Annotated in this window: 20 protein-coding genes; 9 read left to right on the top strand and 11 right to left on the bottom strand. The window is 46.5% G+C overall.

Annotated elements, in window-relative coordinates:
• Positions 1-130: 130 nt before the first annotated feature.
• Together G9U52_RS20230 and G9U52_RS20225 are read left to right on the top strand one after the other, a co-directional pair.
• Positions 131-1750, top strand: coding sequence for a response regulator transcription factor (locus G9U52_RS20230; protein WP_166152441.1), 1620 nt, complete (start codon positions 131-133; stop codon positions 1748-1750).
• A 16-nt stretch (positions 1751-1766) separates the two neighbouring features.
• Complete coding sequence (locus tag G9U52_RS20225) at positions 1767-3578, top strand: cache domain-containing sensor histidine kinase (protein WP_166152440.1); 1812 nt, start codon at positions 1767-1769, stop codon at positions 3576-3578.
• 62 nt (positions 3579-3640) lie between these two features.
• Here G9U52_RS20225 and G9U52_RS20220 read toward each other — a convergent pair whose 3' ends face one another.
• Positions 3641-5626 (bottom strand): glycoside hydrolase family 127 protein, encoded by a 1986-nt coding sequence (locus G9U52_RS20220; protein WP_207953092.1) that lies wholly within the window; start codon positions 5624-5626, stop codon positions 3641-3643.
• Positions 5627-5783: 157 nt separating this feature from the next.
• Complete coding sequence (locus G9U52_RS20215; protein WP_166152439.1) at positions 5784-6365, bottom strand: NAD(P)H-dependent oxidoreductase; 582 nt, start codon at positions 6363-6365, stop codon at positions 5784-5786.
• Between the two features lie 110 nt (positions 6366-6475).
• Here G9U52_RS20215 and G9U52_RS20210 point away from each other — a divergent pair, with 110 nt between their 5' ends.
• On the top strand, positions 6476-7543 hold the full coding sequence (locus G9U52_RS20210) for an AraC family transcriptional regulator (protein ID WP_207953091.1): 1068 nt from the start codon (positions 6476-6478) through the stop codon (positions 7541-7543).
• Here the strand turns inward: G9U52_RS20210 and G9U52_RS20205 are convergent.
• The 8 genes from G9U52_RS20205 to G9U52_RS20170 form a co-directional block, all read right to left on the bottom strand.
• The gene (locus tag G9U52_RS20205) at positions 7524-8366 is read right to left on the bottom strand and encodes a sugar phosphate isomerase/epimerase family protein (RefSeq protein ID WP_166152438.1); all 843 of its coding nucleotides are present in this window, start codon (positions 8364-8366) and stop codon (positions 7524-7526) included. The two genes, G9U52_RS20210 and G9U52_RS20205, sit on opposite strands and share 20 nt — an antisense overlap.
• 19 nt (positions 8367-8385) lie before the next feature.
• Positions 8386-9453 carry a Gfo/Idh/MocA family protein gene (locus tag G9U52_RS20200; protein WP_166152437.1) on the bottom strand — a complete coding sequence of 356 codons (1068 nt, stop codon included), beginning with the start codon at positions 9451-9453 and terminating at the stop codon, positions 8386-8388.
• A 36-nt stretch (positions 9454-9489) separates the two neighbouring features.
• Positions 9490-11811: a helix-turn-helix domain-containing protein gene (locus G9U52_RS20195; RefSeq protein WP_207953090.1), complete on the bottom strand. Its 2322-nt coding sequence runs from the start codon at positions 11809-11811 to the stop codon at positions 9490-9492.
• Between the two features lie 110 nt (positions 11812-11921).
• Entirely contained in the window at positions 11922-13424 is a 1503-nt protein-coding gene (locus tag G9U52_RS20190) for an extracellular solute-binding protein (RefSeq protein ID WP_166152435.1), read from the bottom strand.
• A 66-nt stretch (positions 13425-13490) separates the two neighbouring features.
• The gene (locus G9U52_RS20185) at positions 13491-14375 is read right to left on the bottom strand and encodes a carbohydrate ABC transporter permease (RefSeq protein ID WP_166152580.1); all 885 of its coding nucleotides are present in this window, start codon (positions 14373-14375) and stop codon (positions 13491-13493) included.
• A 25-nt stretch (positions 14376-14400) separates the two neighbouring features.
• Positions 14401-15327 carry an ABC transporter permease gene (locus G9U52_RS20180; RefSeq protein WP_243767470.1) on the bottom strand — a complete coding sequence of 309 codons (927 nt, stop codon included), beginning with the start codon at positions 15325-15327 and terminating at the stop codon, positions 14401-14403.
• 57 nt (positions 15328-15384) lie between these two features.
• Positions 15385-16674, bottom strand: a complete 1290-nt coding sequence (locus G9U52_RS20175; RefSeq protein WP_166152434.1) for a Gfo/Idh/MocA family protein — start codon at positions 16672-16674, stop codon at positions 15385-15387.
• Between the two features lie 408 nt (positions 16675-17082).
• Entirely contained in the window at positions 17083-17616 is a 534-nt protein-coding gene (locus G9U52_RS20170; RefSeq protein WP_166152433.1) for a helix-turn-helix domain-containing protein, read from the bottom strand.
• Between the two features lie 148 nt (positions 17617-17764).
• On the opposite strand from G9U52_RS20170, the gene G9U52_RS20165 reads away from it, so the two are divergent.
• The 4 genes from G9U52_RS20165 (at position 17765) to G9U52_RS20150 (ending at position 20072) form a co-directional block, all read left to right on the top strand.
• Positions 17765-18169 (top strand): DoxX family protein, encoded by a 405-nt coding sequence (locus G9U52_RS20165; protein WP_166152432.1) that lies wholly within the window; start codon positions 17765-17767, stop codon positions 18167-18169.
• Positions 18170-18204: 35 nt separating this feature from the next.
• Positions 18205-18861 (top strand): alpha/beta hydrolase, encoded by a 657-nt coding sequence (locus G9U52_RS20160; protein WP_166152431.1) that lies wholly within the window; start codon positions 18205-18207, stop codon positions 18859-18861.
• Between the two features lie 12 nt (positions 18862-18873).
• On the top strand, positions 18874-19644 hold the full coding sequence (locus G9U52_RS20155; protein ID WP_166152430.1) for a DODA-type extradiol aromatic ring-opening family dioxygenase: 771 nt from the start codon (positions 18874-18876) through the stop codon (positions 19642-19644).
• Between the two features lie 110 nt (positions 19645-19754).
• Positions 19755-20072 (top strand): hypothetical protein, encoded by a 318-nt coding sequence (locus tag G9U52_RS20150; RefSeq protein WP_166152429.1) that lies wholly within the window; start codon positions 19755-19757, stop codon positions 20070-20072.
• A 136-nt stretch (positions 20073-20208) separates the two neighbouring features.
• On the opposite strand, the gene G9U52_RS20145 is transcribed toward G9U52_RS20150, so the two are convergent.
• Entirely contained in the window at positions 20209-20487 is a 279-nt protein-coding gene (locus tag G9U52_RS20145) for a hypothetical protein (RefSeq protein WP_166152428.1), read from the bottom strand.
• A gap of 164 nt (positions 20488-20651) precedes the next feature.
• On the opposite strand from G9U52_RS20145, the gene G9U52_RS20140 reads away from it, so the two are divergent.
• On the top strand, positions 20652-21545 hold the full coding sequence (locus G9U52_RS20140; protein ID WP_166152578.1) for an NAD(P)-dependent oxidoreductase: 894 nt from the start codon (positions 20652-20654) through the stop codon (positions 21543-21545).
• Between the two features lie 121 nt (positions 21546-21666).
• Complete coding sequence (locus tag G9U52_RS20135) at positions 21667-21948, top strand: hypothetical protein (protein ID WP_166152427.1); 282 nt, start codon at positions 21667-21669, stop codon at positions 21946-21948.
• Positions 21949-21969 lie beyond the last annotated feature (21 nt).

Genomic DNA, 21969 nt, shown 5'->3' with positions numbered 1-21969 from the left:
TTTTTTGCCTCATTGACAAAAATCGGAGAATCCTTCATTATCTTAAGACAACGTGGTTAAAGTCCGAACCTCGATCCAGTTGTAATTTCATACGGAAATTTTAAAAATTCATGCGATACAGGTGGTTCCTATGATAAAAATGATCATCGTAGATGATGAACCAGGGCAAGTAAACGAAATGGCAGCCATCATTCGGCATCTGAGGCCTGACATTCAAGTGTTTGCCACTACATCTGCCGGCAAAGCTCTGGAATATGCGGAAACCCATGAAGCGGACGTCATTATAACGGATATTCGCATGCCGCAAATGGACGGTCTCGAATTAACGGAAAAAATTATGCAATTAAATAAAGACATTATGGTGGTCATACTGAGCGGGTACGGTGAGTTTCAATATGCGCAAAAAGCTATCGAATTCGGCGTGTTCGAATATTTGGTCAAGCCCATTTCCAAGGCTGGTTTGGAGTGTCTGTTTACACGGATTGACGGTCAAATGGAAAAAAAGCATGAGGAGTTGGAAGGGAAGCAGTTGCTATTGAAGAAACTGGACACATCGGTGCCGGTTTATTTGGAGCATCTGCTCAATAAATGGGTGCAGCACGATGTAAGCATAAACGAGCTTAATGAATTGTTGGAAGCCTTTCCATTGGCAGGTTCCGGAGCTGTATTCGTGACGAAGATCGAGAAGTATAAAAGGCTAGCTGGCCTGTTTAAGCCGGAAGAGATTGCCAGCTTGCAAAACCATCTTAAAGCAAAAATGAAAGACGTGTTTCAAAATGACGGCGGTGTAATTTCCTTCCTGTTGGAATCGCGAAACGATCTGGTTGTCACCGTATTTTCCGCCAACAATAAGCTTTGTTTAGGATTGGGAAATCTAGAGAGGAAGCTGAATGAGCTTATTGAATATACGGAAAGCGAGCTGGGATTGCCTTTAACGATGTGTATAAGCGGTAATTCCGACGATATGCTGCAATCCGTCCACCATTGCTACGAGCAGGCAGTCAGCGCATTGGATTACAGCTTTTATTCGGAAAGCGGGAAATGCTTTTTTTACCCCCAGTTGATTGTTAAAGCTGGCCAAACGGAGCAGTTCAACGTGTACGAGTTAGAAAAAAAGCTGACGAATGAGGTTAAAAACGAAAATATTGCGCAAATTTATGCCATAGTCAATGACACATTCGATCTTCTATACAGCAAAAAAATATTTATTAAACCGAACCGGCTGAAGGAGTATTTCGTCTATATCGCGTTAAATATGATGAAGATGACCAATATTTCTTCCTTGGACAGTTACTATAATGAGTTGATGGAACAAGTGACGGAGGAAATCAACGATTGCAACAACTATATAGAACTAAGAAAAACAATCAAAGGAATCGCCGAGAAGCTGGTAGGCTTGAGAAAAAGTCGGGATGTAAACAAAAACTATGTCCTCATCCAGAAGTGCAAAAAGTACATTGAAGAGAACTATATGGAGGATATTTCCCTCGAAACACTGGCCGGTATATTTTATTTCAATCCGTCCTATTTAAGCAATCTGTTCAAAACTTACGCGGGTATCAGCTATTCAGAATATTTGACAAATGTAAGGATACAGAAAGCACAGCTTTTATTAAAAACTAGTAATGAAAAGGTTTACACGATTGCATGCAAGGTTGGTTACAACGACTCGGCTTATTTGATCAAAATATTCAAGCGAAATGTGGGCGTATCACCTTATAAATACAGGCAGCTATTAGTCGATCAATGAGGGGAGTAAGGTGTGAGTGAAAAAACTGACCCATTTATTTAATTATTTGGGCATCAAGCAAAGGATCCTGCTGACTTACATTTTGCTGATCACGATACCAATAGGCGTTCTCGGCTTGAATTATTTTATAACGACCAAAAATTTCGTTTCCGATATTGTCAAAAACAACTTGCATGAAATATTAGTAAAAAACAATGAAAGCATAGACTCCAAGCTCGAACGAATCAAAGAATATAGTCTAAATTTTGTGATCGATGCCAACCTTGAAGATTTACTGTCCAAAACCTATAATTCTGCTGATACTTATGAGGTGTACGAGCTGGATCATAAAATCAACAATATCTTGAATAAATATTTTTTTGCTTCACCTGATATTTATTCCGTGAGCTTGGCAACCAGTGATTATGTTTTCGGCAACAGCTCCGCCGCCAAGGATTACATCCCCAAAGATACATTTAATAAAACAGAGCTTTATGATAGCGCGCTTGCTGCTGAGGGCAAATTAACATGGGTTCCAACCTATAACTTCGTTGAGCTGTTTAATCAGCCGGAAATGGAACATGTAAGCTTCGACTACAAGTATATGTTTTCTGCAGTCAAGCTCGTCAATTCCAATACCATAAAATTCAGAGGGACAAACGGGGGAAGGATAGCGGAGCATCCGGTGCTTTTAATCAATATCAACGATAAGTTTTTCGATAAAATATTTAAAAATAACATTCCGATCAATCATATGGATTATTTCATTGTGACGAAGGAAGGTCGTATCGTAACTCATCCGGACAAAACCAAGCTGGGTAAGTATGAGCAGTATCCGTGGCTCGCCAGCATCTATGAGAAGAAAAGCGGGATTAATGTCGTTGAAATCGATGGCAAAAAGATGATTGTCATCTACGACACCTCCAAAATTACGGATTGGGTCTCTATTATTACTATGCAGGAAAATTTTTTAATTCAAGATGTTATGCCTGCAATCAAATATAATTTGTTCTCGGCGTTGGCCATAGTGATGATTATTCCGCTGCTGATTTCTTACCTTTTATCTGGCATGATAGCCCGACCTATCAATTCGCTGACTTCGGCCATCAGAAAAATGGGCAGAGGAAATTTCGATATTAAGATCCCTGCGGAAGGCAGCTATGAATTCAAGAAATTAATCCATAAATTTAACAGCATGAACCGAAGAATCCAGGCACTGATCAAGGAAAACTATAAAAATACGATTTTAAAAAAAGAGGCTGAGATCAAAGCTTTGAACCTGCAGTTGAATCCCCATTTTATGTACAATACGTTGAATATTATTAATCTAAAGCTGATTAGGAACGGGCAGGATGAAACCAGCGAGCTAATCATGAGCTTGTCCACGATGCTTAAGTACTCTTTGAAGGCTAACGACGGCGTCGTGCTGTTCTATCAGGATATGGAGTACACCAAATGCTATATTCACATCATGAGCAAGAGGTTTGAGAACCAATTTGAGCTTAAGTATTCAATTGACCCCCGTTTGTACGAGTATACCGTACCGAAGTTTTTTCTGCAGCCGCTGGTTGAAAATGCTCTGATTCATGGGTTTCAGGAAATGGACCAGAAGGGATGTCTAACCATTACTTGCTGGATAGAGGGCGACAAAAGGTATTACAGTGTAGACGATAATGGCGTCGGCATGACGAAAGAAAAAATATGGAAATTATTAAATACGAGCCAAACATCTATTGGGATTAGTAACGTCCGCAACCGGATTCTTATCATTTATGGAGAAGAGTATGATATTAATATTCAATCGGAGCCGTCGCAAGGGACTAAGATCACGATTGGGCTGCCTTTATGAAAAGGGAGAGGGCCTCCAATAGGATGTCGGAGGTCCCCACTTTCCAATGCCACCGCTTTAACTTATTCCTCCTGCTTTACCCAAACCACCATTTCCCCTGGTCCGCGATTGGCCCAAGCGAAATATGGCACTGCTTTGATAGTAATGTCCATTTTCTCGCTTTTCACAGGCTGATAAAGCTGTCCGTCCCAGGTGGATGTATCGCGTCTGCGGCCCTTCGTTTCCAAAGTCACGACACCGCCCAGTAAATCCTCCTCATAACGAGCAGATATATCGGCATCCGACACAAGGGAAACATCGTTCAAATCCTTGGCATTGTCGATTTCTTCAAAGCAATATACAATAGGTCCGCGTTGTAAGGCAACTTTAGCGGTATTAGTTCGAACGGACGGATGCGTTTCAATTCGTTGGACCGGCATATCAAGAATGATTTCGATAACATCGCCTTGTTTCCACAAGCGGTTTACAATCCAATACCCTTTGCGAACTTCGACATCAATTACAGCGTTGTTTACTTTGATCTCCGCGTTTTGGCACCAACCGGGTCTTCTCAACGCGATCATAAATTCCGCATCGTTCTCGGGATTTACCGTAATACCGATATGCCCATCCCACGGATATTCGGTTTTTTGGGTCAGTATTACCTGGTTATCGATCAAATCTAATTTGGATTCATTGTCATTGTACAGATGCACATAAATACCATCGGTGCTAGTAGAATACATATATTGACCGATCGAGGCGACCAGTCTGGCAAGGTTAGGCGGGCAGCAGGCAACTTCAAACCAGCCTTGGCGCGTTGGAGCCATGCGCTCCGTAATCAATGTGCTGCCGTATTTGAATCTGTCTGGATAAACGGATAAATAGTTGGCATAGAAAAACCGGTCGCCTTCCAGATTAACGCCGCTCATTATGCCGTTATACAGCGCCCGTTCCATCACGTCCGCATATTTGCCGTCCCCGTTAAATTGCAGCAGACGATGGGCCCAAAACACTAGGCCGATGGACGCGCATGTTTCATTATACGTAATTTCATTTGGCAGGTCGTAGTCAAACGTAAACCGTTCGCCATCCGAAGACTGCCCGATCCCCCCGGTAATATACAGCTGCTTCTCCGTTAGCCTTTTCCATAATACCTCGCAGGCGTCCAGAAGCGTATGATCGCCGGTTTCAGCGGCTACATCAGCCATGCCGGCGTATAAATACATAGCTCTTACAGCATGCCCAACAGGGGCATCCTGTTCCCTGACCGGCAGATGAGATTGATATTGGGCGAAAGGCCCTTGGCAGCAAAGATAATGCTTGAGATGACGCGGCCGGTCAGCCTTTACTTCTACATTGACACCGCGCGAAAGCGATTCCAATTCAAAGTAATAGGGCTGCTGTCCGCGCTCGTCGATAAAGAACTTACTAAGCCTCAGGTATCTTTCTTCTCCCGTAACCTGATACATCTTGACTAGAGCCAGCTCAATTTCGGGGTGGCCGCAATAGCCGTGAACCTTTCCAGTTTGAGGACCAAACCGCGAATCAATATGATCCATAAATCGGCAGATGATGTCGAGCAGCTTTTTCTTGCCGGTGGCCAGATAGTACGCTACGGCACCTTCGGCCAAATGTCCGGCACAGTATAGCTCGTGCATATAATATAGGTTAGTCCATCTTTTTCCTGGGTCGACAAGGTTATAAAAGGTGTTGAAGTATCCGTCTTCCTGTTGCCCGGCCTCTATCAAATCAACGAGATCATCAATCTTCTTTTCCAGCTCCGGATCGGAATGCTTTGCCAAAGAATAAGCCGCAGCTTCAATCCACTTTCCGATATCCGAATCCCAGAAGTGATGCGGTTTATTCGAATCCCCAGGCTTCCAGTTTAATTTAAGGGCCTCAATGCCGCCCCGTTCTTCCATACGTATATATTGTAAAGGGATGGTCACAGTGGAGTTGATTTTCTGTATTTCCTGCCAAAATCCCCCGTTCACCGTAACCTCCTTCCATGATACCGGAGACAGTTTTTGTTTAGCTGTTCTCACTTCATCTGCATGAATACTCATAATCTAAGCCCTCCTCGATCAAATTTTAAAATCTCTATGAAATTGTACATACGTCCAGCTTCTATACATTCTCATTATAAGGAAAATACCGAAACCAAAAATAAAACTATTTTTGTAAAGCTGTATTTATTTTAGAAGTGGGAAAAGAGAAAACTAACTAGGAACGCTTCAAGCCCAAAGCTTCGACATCGGACAACCATCGCTCACGCTGCTTGTCTGTTGAGGCTTTAACCGAGCATAGCTCTGTGATCTTAACGGGATTCACTCCGCAATATTGCAAAATATTCCGCTTCATAACATGGTGTCCAGCCTGTTTATATACCCAGCGGTTGTACCAGGAAGGCGAATCCATCGTCACAATAAGACGGGCAGATTTGCCGCACAGCAATTTGTCCCATAATTGGGAGTTGGGTCGGCTCTGGTAGGCGAAGCCAGGCAAAAACACACGATCAATAAACCCTTTCATGACCGCAGGTAACGTTCCCCACCATATCGGATATACGAAAACAAGATGGTCAGCCCAGCGGATCGTCTCCTGGGCTGCGAGTAGGTCCTCTTCGAGCTCCATCCGCTGATGGTAGCCGAACTTTAAGCTGGGTTCAAAGGCCAAAGCACCTACATGGATACTGCGTACATTCGCGCCGCTGGCAATGGCTCCTTTGGTGTAAGCCTCCGATAATGCTGTACAGTAGCTTTGGGAATAGGGATGTCCGTTAATGATGGCTATTTTGGATCGCAAGTGCAGTCCTCCTCGTGTTAAGATAAAATTATCTTAAGCCACAGGAAGCCATATGAACATGATGAAACATGCCAAACTATTGTTCTATTGTGCAAAAGGAGGAATGAGAATTGTCGCCAAATCAAATCGGGGTACCGGTTTCCTTTATTTATCCTCTTGTGAAAACGATCGTGCTTAAGGGGCATAACAAGGATGATTTTTTCAGGAGGGCTCGTATTGAAGAGTCACTTCTTCAGGATACCGAAGCTCGCTTATCTGGGGACGATTTTGAACGCATTACAGAGCTTGCTGCCACGGTCACGGAGGACGTCGCCTTCGGCTTGCACCAGGGACAAAGCCTGGAGGCTTCGGATTTGGGGGTTTTAGGATATGTGATGATGCATTCGAAAACCGTTGGGCAAGCGTTAGCAGCTTATCAAAAATATAATGTTATCCTATGCAACGGCTTTAACATTAGCTGGGTGGTGGAAGAATCCGACGTTATAATCGACATAGGCTACACCTATCCGCACAAAACCCCGGCTCGACATTGCATTGAGGAAATGGTTAGCTCCTTGTATCATATCATGATTAGATTAAGCTGCATCTCCATTCCATTAAAGGAGGTACATTTCACTCATACTCAACCTGTAGAGATCGCCGAGTACGTAGCTGTTATGGGCATCCCGCCGGGGTTTGGCAAGAAAGCGAATACGATTCGCATGAGCAAGGCTGTTCTAGAATATCCCATTTTATTTGCAGACACCCAATTATTAACCACCTTCGAATTCGTTGCGGAAGAGGCGAAACGCCGGCTTTTGCAAGGGAATTTATTTTCCAATCAGCTGTATCATTGGATCATTAATCGGATGCCGATGTCTTTTCCCAGTTTAAAAGAGACGGCCTTACAGTTCCAAATGAGTGTGAGGAGCATCCAAGCCAAGCTCAATCAAGAAAATACGACGTTCATGGAGATTATAAACCGAGTCAGAAAAGAGCTTGCCATGGGTTACTTGGCTAAACCGGAATATAATATTGGGGAGGTAGCTTATCTTCTTCATTTCTCGGAGCCAAGCGCTTTTCAAAATGCCTTTAAAAAATGGACCGGGGTCACACCCAAGCAGCACCGTATGGAGGTATGGAAAGCCAATAATATAAAAGCACTAAAAGGTGGTGAGGCTACAATTCATATTTCTTAATGAGCCCCTTTAGGTGATAACGCATCAAAATCGTCTGCTCGACTGCATTCATTCCAGCCGCGTCTTCGTCGGGACCGTTCCAGAATTCCATAGCGATGATGCCATCCCACTTAAGCCCTCTCAGCCTTTTAATGATGCTGTCAAAATCAATTTCCCCATGCTCAAAGGGGCATTTCGCCCAACCAACGGCAGCTTGCCTGGCATGCATATGCCCCGTATACTTTAATAAATCCATGGTCTCATCCTGGCTATAGCCATTGACTTGGAAGTGCAAAAAATCCAGTGTATACTTCAAGCCGTCTACAGCCTGCGCCATTTCGATGGCTTTGGAAGGCACATTCAGCAGCGAGGCTCGGCTTGGCTCCACATGGAACGAAATACCGTGCTCCGCTGCAATGATAACCAATTGGCTTAAGGTAGCAGCCGCAGTTTCGAAGGAACGGTCAAAGCCGATTTGCTTATTTAGCGTGCCCGCGGCTCCCATGATGCTTCGAAAGCCGGCAAGTTGGGCATAGGAGCAGATGCGGGCGAAGTTTCCATACATGGCAGCCCTTCGTACAGGGTCGGTCTGGCTATTGTCCACACTGGCTCCATCCACAGCTACAGCGCCCAAGAAATATTCAGCAAGCTGGAGCTCGTGCTTCTCCGAAAGCTCCTTTGTTAATTGTGCGGCTTTTTGCGGGTTGGCCAAGACAACATGCTGTGGAATCGTTCCAACAGAATCGACGTCAATATACGCATATCCCAGCTTTTGAATAAAGGCAAAAATTTCATCCGGTGTCCCCGCACCGTAATTTCGCGAATGGCAGCTTAACCCAATCATGCCAATCCCCCCATTATCTTCAATTTATCCAGATCTGCTTCCCATTGCCTTTCATCGATAATTGCAGGGCATCCAATATTTTCATCACGATCACGCTCCGCTCGCCATTGCTGATGGCGGATTGTTGCCCTTCACGGATGCAAGTGAAAAAATGTGCATACATGGCAGCATGGGTTTTGCCGCATTTGATTAGCGGCTTTGATTCCATAATATGCCCGTTTTTATGCTGGGTGTAGATGCGTATGCAATCATCCGACTGCTCTTTATAGCATTTGTTAACATCATACCAGATTAAGCCCCGGTCTCCTTGGATGTTAACTTCATAATCGGCAGGAGCGATTGCCGATCTCATGGCCTTATAAAGAAAGCTGCTTCCGTTATCAAAATGGACTAAGGCCAAGGAGCAGTCATCTACCTCACGCGCTTCCCGCAGCTCCAGCGGAATAGAGAGGTTATCGTATTTGTAGTAGCCAAGTCCCGTTACGGATACGGGATGGGGGTCACCGAGGAAATATAAAGCCCATTCGACATTGTGGGAGGCGCTTTCCATGCTGATGCCATCCCCGCCAATTGTTTTGCGGTTCAGGTCGTTACTGCCCCTTGGTGAGGCACGCGTTATACTTACCTGAAAAACCTCGCCTAGCTCCTTGTTATCGATCATTTGCTTAAACAGCAGCATTTGATTTTGTAGCATCCCATTGGAGCCAACGATAAACACCTTGTTGCTTTCTTTGGCGGCAGCCAGAACCTCGCGCATCTCCCTTTCGTTCATCGTGGCCGGTTTCTCGAGATAGACGTGCTTCCCTGCTTTCAAGGCATGGATCGCAATGGCTGCGTGGGTGAACGTTGGTGTGCAAATGGAAACGGCAGTGACCTCGTCCATTGCCAGCAGTTCTTTATAGTCCTCGAATGCATGCGGAATGCCATGCTCGGCGGCGGCCCTTTGCGCTAACCCCGGCAGGGGGTCTGCTGCCGCATACAGCTCGACTTGAGGGGCGTTAATGGATCGGATCGATGGAATATGCCGCTCTACGGATACCTTGCCCATACCGATTATGCCGAGGCGGATCTGATGCTCTTTTTGCATGTTAATTCTCTCCTTTTATTATTCTGCTTTTACAGGTTAGCTTTCATTTTCGCTTAGCCACACTTCCCGGTACTTGCCGGGTGTCATGCCAGTCGACTTCTTGAAATAGCGGATAAAATTTTGCGGATTGTTATATTGCAGCTTGCGTGCCATATCGGCGATTTTCATTTCGGTTTCTTCCAGCCATTTCTTGGCAACATCCATCCGATAGGCGAGCAGGTAATCGCTAAAATTAATATTCATGCTTTTTTTGAGAGCCCGTCGAATATAGCTGGAGTGGTAATTCAGCCGCGAAGCGCATTCCTCGAGTGTCAGCTCACGATCATATTCGCTTTGAATGATCCGGATAACCTCATTGGAAATTTTATGGTAAGGCGCTTCCTTGCTTTGGTCCATCGACTGAATAATCGGCTCCACAATCTGCATAAACCATAGCTCGATTTCGGGCAAGGTGTTAAGCCGCTTCAGCTGCAAATATAGCGGGATGGCATTCGTATCAAGCGAGGAGAGGGTCGCATCCTGCTGCTCAGGAATATACAGCAGATCCATTAGCAGCTTCATAAGCCAGTTTTGCATCTGGTTATGGGTGAGCTCGCGATTGGACAAAATTTGCAGAAACTCCTTGAGCAACGCATGGGCGCGCCGATCATCCGCGAATTTGACAGCCTCGACCAGTTGCTTCTCCAGATGCTCAGGGAAAAATACCATTTGCGTCTCTGGCTCCTCATTCTCGATAAATAGAATGGTTTCGGTATCCTTTGTAATCCGGTACTTTAACGCATCCAGCCCTTCCGCATAGGCCTTGGAGGTGAGATCGTACGTTTTAAACGGTCGGCTAATGCCCGCACTAACAGGAAGATCAAGAAAGGTAAGCACATTTTTTTGCACCTGCTTGATCGTTTCGTACATAAAGTCTTTAAAGGCATCCAGAGATTCATGGTTGCCGCTAATAACAGTCACCTGCGACTGGTCGATAACGACCGGATTCAGGCGATGCTCGGCGGGTACGGTTTCCTCGACAATATTGCTAATCGCAAAAAGCAGCAGGTCACGGTCGCTCTCGCTGTAGCGTGTGGGCTCCAGCGTATCAATCTGCACGGCTACAACCGCCAGCCAGCGGAATTGCTGCGAGTAGCCAAATAGCTGAAGCTGCTCCTTGATCTCTTTGCCCGTTAGTTCGCCCTGCACCAGCTTGAAAATCATGAAAGGCTTTAATTGATGCCGCAGCATCTGGACATGGCTAGTCATATGCATATTGTTCTGCGACATGGTTTCCATCCGGCGCTCGATCACCAAGAACTCATCCTGCGGCTCCCGAGGGTCCCCTTCAGCGGTATCGCCTCCTGGCACCGCCGTCTTCTGGTACAGCTTGCGCAGCGGTGAATACATCTTATTGGCGCCCTGAAGCGACAGCACAACAATCAAAACAAGGATAATCAAGCATGCCCACATCGTTGCCCAGCCAATAGCTTGGGACTCCCGCTTGATGCTGTCCAGCGAAACGATCGACAAATAGGTCCAGCCATTATACGATGATTTGCGGAAGGTGAAGCCATATTCCTCCTCGCCGATTTCCCCAACCCGGTAGCCCTTAAGCTCCGCTTGCTGCAGCACGTCCTGCAACAGGGACGAATCCCGCAAGGCTGTATCGAACTCGGACGATAGATCAGTCGCCATAATATTCCCTTGCTCATCCAGCACAATGATAGAACCGAGCTCGCTGCTCTTGGGGAGCACCTTGAACAGCTCTTGGTTGGACATTTGGGTGACCAAAAGGGCAGTAGGCTTCGCTGAATAGCTAGGAAAGCGCTTAACCAAGTATATATTCGTCTGCGCCAGAACGCCGTCCTTGCCTGCTATCGTTTCCGTCAACCATTTGAATGGACGGTCTATGCTGGTAAACAAGGCCAGCCGATTGGCATCTGTGAATTCATCCAGCCTGGCATAGCCTTTGTTACTGATGCTCCAGTTCTGGTCGATATTGATTAATTGAATATCCCGGATGCCTAGCTCGTATATTTGGATGCGCTGCAGCGTCTCCAGCACCTTGTCCACAAGCGGGAAATCTCTCGCCTGGATCGGCATCTGAAGCACCTCGCTAACCGGCTGGGCATTGACCAGCTGGAATATCGAGAAGTCGATAATCTTTAGCGTATTTTCAAGCTGGATTTGCGTTTGGTGCAAGAGCTGGTCATTTCCCTGCAGAACCTTGCTTTCGATGATGCTTGAGGATTTTACATACGAAAAAATGCCGATCACTCCAACCGGAATGGAGCCAAGCAGCAAGCATAGCATAAACAGCTTTACGTGATAACGGGACAGCTTCAGTCTCATGACAATCTCACTTTCTTCAGTCAATTCAAACTTAATCTGCCTCCATTATCTCACTAAGCTTGATGAAATCCTATAATCATTAGCGCTATAAATGCTGGAAAGAAGAGGAACCAATCGGCTCCTCCCAAGTAAAACTACTTTTTGGCTGTTTTTTCATAGTCTGCTTTGTATTCGGCCATCACTTGCTCACCGCCGGTCTTTTGCCAGTTGGCGACAGCTTGCTCAAAGCCCTTTTCGTCGATTTCACCAATAATAAATTTGGTTCTTGCATCTGATATCACCTGATCCATCTGCTTGCCTTTTTCCATATAGGTTTTGGAGAGAAGCGGTAGGGCAGGATTCGGGATAGCGAACTTCTCATTCTCTTTGATAAGTTTGTTGAACTTGGCAACAGCTGGATCTTCATTACCGGGAAGTGCTTTACTGCCGTCAAACACCATTAATTGGAACAGCGAATTATAAACCTCATCGGTGAACACCTTTTCGTCGATACGTACAGCTTTACCATTGTCGATCTTATAATGCTTGCCTTCGATGCCCCAAGTCATCAGGGTCTGTACCTTCTCATCGCCCAATTTGTCTAAGAAAGTTAATACTTGTTTCAACTCTGCCTCTGTTTTCACGCTTGTTTTGGGGATCATAAATACGCTGTTATACCCAATTCCCGCTTGTACTCGAACACCATTCGGACCGCTTACATTCGCGATGGTATCCAGCTTGGCATTTGGATTGGCTTTGAATAAGTCGCTGAAACGAGCGTTCAAGTCATCATAGGCCCCGATGTAGACGCCAGCTTTACCTTGATTCACTAGGGTGGTACGATCCTTCACAACGGGGAAGTCACTGTTCATCACTTTATCCTTGAACATTTGTTGAATCGTTTTCAAGCCATCCATATACGGCTTGGTCATAAAGTCCGGTGTCATCTTGCCATCTTTATATTCCCACAGATTCGGTGTGCCCATAGCTGCAAGGATATGGAGAATTAAGGCGTTGTTCGAGTCAAAGGAAATACCGAATGTATCATTCTTGCCGTTTTTATCGGGATCGTTATAAGTAAATGCTTTGAATACATTAAGTAGCTCATCCAAAGTTTTGGGCTCCTGGAGCCCGAGATTATCCAGCCAGTCCTTGCGGATAATAATACCGTTACGCGCAATGGCTCTCCAACGGTACACACCGTAAATTTTGCTGTCAATGGAAATATTCGTGAGGCGCGCGGCATCCATCGTTTTCAGGTTCGGGTAATCCTGCAGATAGGGGCCAAGCTCCCAGAACAAGCCGGCCTTGGCAGCTTCGATAATCGCAGGGTTGCGGTCTTCCTTCACCAGCAGCAGCTTGGGCAAATCTCCCGCCACTGCAATCGAGGCGGTAACCTTCTCGCTATAGCTGGCGCTAGGCACCCAGGTTATATTCAGCTTGGTATTGGTATATTCCTGAAGCAGCTTCATCGGCTCGCTGTCCATTTTGGGTGGCTCCGCTGTTAAATATTGGTTCATCATCGTAATTTCCACAGGTCCGGTCGAAGCCGCTCCGCCTGGTGCTGGTTCCGCGCCGTTTGCACACGCAGAAGTAAGGACTAAGGATAGGGCACCTGCGGACAGCAATGCTTGCTTGATTAAACGTTGGCTTTTCATGAATAAGTTCGCCTCCAGAAATAATAATAACAGATTATACATAGGGTACGCCTAGCGGTGGTACGACTAGCCTTTCACGGAGCCGAGCAAGACCCCTTTGGCAAAATGCTTTTGCAGGAAAGGATACACCATCAGAATGGGAACGGTCGATACTACGATAACGGCCATCTTAATGACCTCGCCGGGAGGGGCTACATAATCGCTGCCCATCTCATTTGAATCCCCGATCCCACCCTGCGACAAAATAACAATTTGCCGCAACCAGACCTGAATCGGCCATTTGGTGCTGTCATTGATATAAAGAATCGCATTAAAAAATGTATTCCAATGACCAACTGAATAAAATAAGGCGAAGGTAGCCATCGCCGGAAGCGAGAGGGGCAGCACGATTTTCACCAAAATCTGAAAATCATTGCAGCCATCAATCTTTGCAGCTTCCTCCAAGCCATCTGGAAGCTGCTGGAAGAAGTTTCTTAGAATAATCAGGTTGAAGGCACTGATCGCCCCCGGAATTAAAAGCGACCAATAGCTGTTAAGCAGGCCAAACGATTTGACGACCAGAAACGTCGGGATCATACCTCCGCTGAACAGCATCGTGAACAGCACGAGCAGCATGATGGGACCGCGCCCCATAAACTCGTTTCTAGCAAGCGGATAAGCCGTCAACGTGGTGAATATTAAATTGATCAATGTTCCCGCAACGGTAATGAAGACAGTTACGCCAAGGCTCCATAATATCGTATTGGTTGAAAAAATATAGCGGTAGCCATCCAGCGAAAATTTAGTTGGAAATAACACGATACCGCGCAGCATCAGCTCCTCAGAAGCGGTGAGCGAGCCCGAGAGGACAAACAGGAAAGGCACAATCGCAAACAATGCGAACACAATTAGGATGACCGAATTGATCGTATCAAAAACACGCGAACCTAATGTAGGGTGAGACACTAGCAGCAACTCCTTTCTATATTAGTAAAGGTTAGTAGACACCTTGTTCGCCTATTTTCTTGGCCGCTTTGTTAGCAGCAAGCACCAGGCATAAACCAACAAGCGATTTAAAGAGGCCAACAGCGGTGCTAAAGCTGAACTGCCCTTGCTGGACACCATTGACGTACACGTAGGTATCGAATACTTCGCCCACCTCACGATTGGTTGAATTCAGCATCAGAAATACTTGCTCAAAGCCGGTATCCAGGAAGCTGCCCAGCCGCAGGATGAACAAAATGACAATGGTGCTGCGGATGGCTGGCAATGTAATATGCCATAGCTGCCTCATCCTGCTTGCTCCATCCATTTTGGCGGCTTCATAGAGCGTGGGGTCAACCCCGGACAGCGCGGCGAGAAAAATAATCGTTCCCCATCCGGATTCCTTCCAGATGACCTCCAAAATAATCATCGGCCGGAACCAATCATTGGACATGAGGAAGTTGATTTTGGGTAGGCCGGCATCGACGAGCATATTCGTGAAGATACCGCCCTCTGTCGAGAAAAACGTATACGCCATACCGACGACAACGACCCATGATACAAAGTGGGGAATATAAATGGCGGTCTGGATGTACCGCTTGAACCATTCCACACGCAGCTCATTGAGCATTAAGGCGATTAGAATCGGAATCGGAAAGAAGAACACGATATTATAAATAGCAAGGATAAACGTATTTTTTAACAACAGCCAAAACACCGGATCATGAAAAAAACGGTCAAAATGCTTAAAGCCGACCCAGGGGCTGTTCCAAAATCCCCGATAGGGCAAATAATCCTTGAAGGAAATCAGTACCCCCCACATCGGCAAATATTTGAAAATAGCGAAATACAGCAAGCCGGGTGTAATCATGAAGTATAAATAACGGCCCTTAACGAGCCTGCCCCAAAACAAGCTTAGCTTATGGCTGGGCCCGTTCATAGTTCCCTGTGTTAATTGCGTTTTCAAGCCTTACGCCTCCTTTCTGCTGGGTACGGTTTAGGGTAAAGCTAGCACATCATCAAGACGGATCGGGCGATTTTCTTTGACCGATCTCCAGACCGCTTCACCGGTGCCAACCGAGTAGGCGCCATCGGTCGAGCCGGACAAAATCGTATACGGCCGCTTGGGGTCAGGGCCAAGAAAGATGTCCTCGAGGAGTGTAGGGTCACCGCCGCCATGTCCACCCTGCCTGTGGACGACATGAATCGTTTCCTTGGAGCCGAATAATGGGAAGTAATCGATGGTTTGTTGCGGAACCGGAAACGGTACCCTGCCGGAGGAATGGTATTCCATCGTTTCGATGCGGCCCTTGGTGCCATTAATGGCGAGCCGGTAACCTTCGTAAGGCAAAGAAAAATTGACGGAGTAGGTCAGCAACGCTCCCTGGTTATATTTGACATTGACCGAATACGTATCCTCGATATTGATTTGTGAATCGTAAATACAGGCGTCGGCACGATACTCGCTATACGGGGCTTGGGTATCGGATGCAGCAACTGCACCAATGTGGTCGTCCTTCACATCTATCTCCTTGCCTCGTGATGACCAGCGCATGTAATAGTGGCAATCGGGTTTGACCTCACAGGTGGAGCAGTGGCGTCCGTCCTCCTTCTTCGGGTTGAGCTCGCCTTCAGGTCCATAATAGTTAAGCGCCCCGAACGCAAAAACCTCTACGGGCTGCTGCCCCGTCCACCAGTTGACCAAATCGAAGTGGTGCGAGCTTTTATGGATAGACAGCCCGCCGGAGTGCTCCCGGATCCGATTCCAGCGCTTAAAATAACTGGCACCATGATAGGTGTCGATATACCAATTCAGGTCAACCGAGGTTACTCTGCCTACCTTTCCCTCCAGCACCAATTCTTTGATCCGGCTGTGGATGGGGGTGTAGCGGTAATTGAAAGCAACGGTTACTTTGCCCTTGCTGCTTCGTTCCGCTTCAATAATACGCTGGCAGTCAGCTCCAGTCGTCGCCATCGGCTTCTCGGAGAGCACGTCCAGGCCATGCTGCAGCGCTTTAAGAATATAAGTGACATGTGTATCGTCACGTCCGGTTACAAGGATGACATCAGGCTTGGTCTGCTCGACCATGCTATCGAAATCATCGGGGCCATATTCCGGCACATCGGCAAGCATCGGGTATTTGGCTTTGCCGACCTCGAACCTTCTGGGATCGATATCGAGCAGCCCTACTATCTCTGCTTGATTGCTGAAGGTGGTGACCATGGGACCTACGAACATTTTTAGGCAACGGTTGCTAACTCCGCAAATTGCGTACTTTCTTTTCATAAAGCACCTCATTCTAAATTCTTGGTCAACATTTTGACTGCCTACACTGCTGATGTGCTTCATTATTTCGTATAACTCGGTAAATGGATACAATCACGAAAGCGACAATTGCCAGTTTCCTTGTGTTCCTTCTGGCACGGCTGTTATTTGGGGGCTGATGATCTTCAATGCTCATTTGGATAATCCTTAGAGACACTTTTTTAGGAGATAATTTATAGGGCAAACCTTGTAGACCAGGGAAAACAAGTTGATCCGACCGATGGATGTTGTTGCCGGATAAGGAGAAGGCGAGGATGAAAAAAGAAAAACCCGATTAGCTTATTACCGCTAATACGGGTCTTTATATTACATTACAGCGGGAATGAGACAGAGCTCGAATAGCCCTCTCGCCCCTAGGTCGCCGGGAGCCTAGCGGGCTTCCCGATATACCGCGACCAGCACGAAAGCAGGCTTGTCGCCCGTATTGGTCACCTTATGGGGGACGCTCGCATTCCAGCTAAAGGAATCGCCTTCCTCTAGCACCGCAGCATCCTCGCCTTGCTCCGCTAATACGCGTCCGTTCAAGACGAAATGGCATTCCTCGCCTTCATGGGCATGCGGATCGTCTCCCGTGGTAGCGCCTGGGGGAAATTCGACGATCATCATACGCAAATCCCCTTGGGTAGAAAGATGCTCCACCTTCAGCTTTTCTTTGCCAGTTGTCGTATGCTGTCGTTCATCTTGCCGGACGACTTGCATGCGTTGCTCTTTTTGCAGCAGTAAATAGGGGAGTGGAACCTTTAAAAAAGAAGCGATGCTCTCTAGTGTTGCAATAGAAGGAGAGGTTTTATTATTTTCTACATTGCTGATAAAACCTTTGGAAAGCCCGGTTCCTTCACAGAGCTGAGGGATGGTTAGTTTCTTGCGCTTACGTATTGCTCGAATTGTAGAGCCAATATCCATATCGAACGCCCCTTAGTTTTGTGATACATATATTATATTCATAATACCAAATAAAAGTTGACAATCCAATCTTTAAATGATAAATTATGTTTAACAAATAAAAAACAAAGTATCTTATAAGAATACTTTTGTGAGGAGAGTATATAAAATGAAGACAACAACAATAGTAACCATCATGAGGATTATAGTAGGTATTCTGTTTATCGCACACGGTGTCGCCAAATTCCAGATGGGTCTTGGCAATACAGCCGGTTGGTTTGGCAGTATCGGTATTCCTGAGTTTATGGCGTATGTCGTTGCTTTCCTGGAATTGATCGGTGGTATCGCCTTAGTGGTGGGGTTATTAACACGTTACTTTGCGATCGGTTTTATACTTCTGCTTCTAGGAGCTATCTTGATGGTGAAGCTGCCTATCGGTTTGCTAGGTAACGCCCAAATGGCGGGCTACGAGCTTGATCTTGCTTTGCTGGCTATAGTGGGATATTTTGCTATTGCGAATGAGCGCGGTTATGGTGTAGACCAGCTTTTGTTCAAAAACCGCGACCAGAATTAGTCGTAATGCGACCAACCAAGCAAAGGAATGATCCTATGCCTATCGAGTATAAATACGAAATTAAATGGCCAGAGGGCGATCAGGCGGGGACGAAATACCCTGTTATTTTCGCCCTTCATGGACTGGGCTCTAATGAGCAGGATATGCTTGGCTTGCTGGAAGAATTAAATAAAGACTATATCGTCATTGCCATCCGAGGCAATTTGGCCCAGGGCAGTGGCTACGCCTATTTCCATATTAAAAGCATCGGCAATCCGATTCGCGAACAATTCGACCAATCGGTGCAGGAGCTGGAACGGTTTATGGAGTCAGTTACTGCAAAGCTTGCGATTGATCCTGCCCGTCGATACCTGCTTGGCTTCAGCCAAGGTGCTGTGCTTGCTATGTCACTAGCTTTAACGATGGGAGAAGCACGCATTCGCGGCATTATTGCTTTAAATGGTTATATTCCAGCCTTCGTGAAAGACGAATACGAGCTTCAATCTGTAACGCATATGCCTGTTTTTATTTCACATGGCGAATATGATCCTGTCTTCCCGAAGCAGCTAGGTGACGATAATGCCGAGTTTTTCCGGCAGGTATCCAACCACGTTACGTATCAAACGTATCCATCCGCACATGGTGTGTCCTTGGACAATAAAGCAGATGTTACGCGCTGGATCAGAGAAGATTCAGCTACTAAAAACCACTAAAGGAGCTTTTATATGATACCTTCCTATTTTATAGCCCATGGTGCCCCATCGCTTGCTCTGGAACAGAACGATTATACAGCGCTTTTAAAAGATTTTGCAGCTGGCCATCCTAAGCCGCGAGCTATTGTACTCTTTTCTGCACATTGGGAAAGTAACGAGCAAACGATTTCCGGTGCTCCTCAATACGAAACTATTTATGATTTCTCGGGCTTCCAGCCGGAATTGTACGAAGTCAAGTATCCTGCTTCCGGCGAGCCTGCCATTGCCAGTGAGATTCAAGCTTTGTTCCAGCAAGAGAAGATTCCCGCTAGTATTGATGCGGTTCGTGGCTTGGACCACGGGGCTTGGGTTGTCTTGCACCTAATGTATCCCGCGGCAGATATTCCGGTAATTACCCTATCGGTAAACCGTTATTTGTCCAATGCGGAGCAATACCAGATTGGCAAGGCGTTAGCTTCGCTTCGCGAGAAAAATATGCTTATCATCGGCAGTGGCGGCACGGTTCACAATTTGCGTAAGCTGGAGTGGGGGGCGACGAAAACGACAATGTGGGCTGCCGAATTTGACGGCTGGCTTGAAGAGAAGCTGAACGCTTGGGATACCGAAGCCTTATTCCAGTATGAGAAGCTAGCGCCCTATGCCAAGGAAGCGGTGCCTACTCCTGAGCATTTTATTCCCTTGCTATTGGCGATGGGAACCGGAGATGGCGCCAAGAAGGCATCACTGGTGCACCGTAGCTACCAATATGGCAACCTGAGCTTAAGCAGCTGGAAGTTTTCATAAGCATGCCCATCAAGGCTCATCAAGGCTCTATAAATCGTGATGGGTACGGGGCATAAGATGGCACGATTCCGTACATCCTAATGGTTGACAAACCGAGAGGATGTGCTCGAATGACAAATGTAAACCAGCATCAAATGCCATTGAAACGCGCCATGGCTGGTGCAGAAGAAACGCTCCAAACTGTCGATGAAGCGACAAAGGCCTTACATCAGGCACAGCTGGAAGCGAACCCGGAGCAGATTGCGAGCTCTATTCAACAGCTGGATATGGTGAGGCAGGCTGTGGCGCAGGCGCAGGGCCAATTGGATGCCCAGCTGACCGACTCCAATCGGCAAGATCTGCAGCAGATTCAGGACCAGCTGGCTGGAGCGAGCCAGTCGCTTGATGAAGTTAGCAGCCATACGCATCTGCCGAAGCAGGTTCGCTAGAAATTTACAAGGTAACCCGGATTGCCGAGTATCGGTGGTTTCGGGTTATTTATGAAATGAAACGAAAAACCGCCACCAAGCAAGCTTTGCTGGTAGCGGTTTTTGCGGTTCTAAGCATTTTAAGCCTAAGTTAACCTTACGTTTCATCCTGGATCGGCTGAAGCTGCTCCAACAGCTCCCGATCTTGTTCCAATTGCTCCTGAAGCTGATGGGTGGCCTCAGGGTTCTCGCCGTGGGCAATTGTATTGATAAGCCCATTCTCTGCCCGCTCCAGCGCATGCTCGGATTGCTCAATTAACTGCTCGCTAGGATGCGAGGCAGCCTGTTCTACGGCATTCGTCGCTTTTTCGACAGAATTATGCAGTTGGTTAATTGGTTGCTCGGGCTTCCAGCTTACTCTTGAATGTTTAGCCATAGGATGTCCTCCCCATATCGTTGGATTCGATAACCGTACGCCCTTACTATGGCAAAATAATCATATTTTATACATCTATACGATGGTAAAATAAAGCGGACAGCACGAATGCAGCTTGTATGCTTGAAAAAAATTAATTGCTGGAGGTTGAAAAAGTGGTGGAATTGAAGCATATAGGCTTTATCGGCATGGGTGTGATGGGCTCCCGAATGGCAGCACGGCTCATTAAAGCAGGATTTTCCGTAACCGTTTACAATAGGACAGCAAGTAAAATCGAGCCTTTGGTACAATTAGGTGCAAGCAGGGCAGAAACCATCCGTGAAGCCGTAGCGGGAGCCGATATCATTTGCACCTGTTTGTCGATGCCCGAGGATGTCCGGCAATTATATACAGGTGAACAGGGCATTTTTGAAGGGGCCAAGCCAGGTGCGGTTTGTATGGATTTTACAACAGTGGGCCGGGATTTGAGCGTACAATTGGCTGAAGAAGCAAATGCTCGCCAGTTGGCCTTTTTAGATACGCCGATGAGCGGTGGGCCTGAGGGTGCAGCGCAGGGTACCTTGACGATCATGGTAGGTGGGCGAGCAGAGGCATACGAGGTATGCTTGCCGGTACTCCGGCAATTAGGTGCTAATGTACAGTATTTGGGACCGGCGGGGATGGGCAGTGTGGCTAAGCTGATCAACCAATATTTAGTGGCCGTCCATACCCTGGCTGCTACGGAGGCTTTAGTTACTGGCAGTGCTTATGGGATTGACCCTGAGCAGCTCTATCAAATTCTGTCAACAAGCTATGGGGACAGCAAGATGCTTCGCCGCCATATGGAGCAGCATGTTTTGGAGCGTAATTTCGAGCCAGGTGGCGCATTGAAATATTTGCTCAAGGATATCAGGCTGGCTAACCAGCTGGTAGCGGGAGCGGGGCTTGAGGCTTCGACAGGGCAGCATGTAGAGGCAGTGCTGCAAAGGGCTGACGAGCAGCACTTTGGCGATAAGGACATGTCCGCAGTCCTGCTTTCTTTGGAGCTTTTAACTGGCGTGAAGGTGGAGAAAAAGTAGCGCGCTATGGATTTTTTGTCGTTAATTGTAAATCAGTCCCTTTGACGGATGGACAAACCTTCATTCTAGGTGATACGATTAAATCATTCAATTAAAAGATAAAGATAGGGTGGGGTAAATTATGACAGATCGATATCTTATCAATATTGAATACTCAACTCGTCAAGGCAAATACAATAAAGAATTGGCAGTAATATGTGCCAAAGCTACCAGACCGAACATTGGCGATTTTACACAGGCATTTAAAGAGCAAGGGATTGAAGTGGAGCTTAAAGACATCCAGAATATGATCTTTCAGCCGATTGACCAGGATTCAACGGATGTAACCTCGCTAAAAGTAATTTCTACATATAAGGATTTTAATTATTCGGAAAAGACCCAGAAAACAAATCGGCGTTTTTGATTCGTTTTACAGCACCACCAC

Origin of the sequence: Paenibacillus agricola (genome assembly GCF_011440305.1) — a bacterium.
GTDB lineage: Bacteria > Bacillota > Bacilli > Paenibacillales > NBRC-103111 > Paenibacillus_S > Paenibacillus_S agricola.
This window is presented reverse-complemented; position numbering and strand designations above follow the sequence as displayed.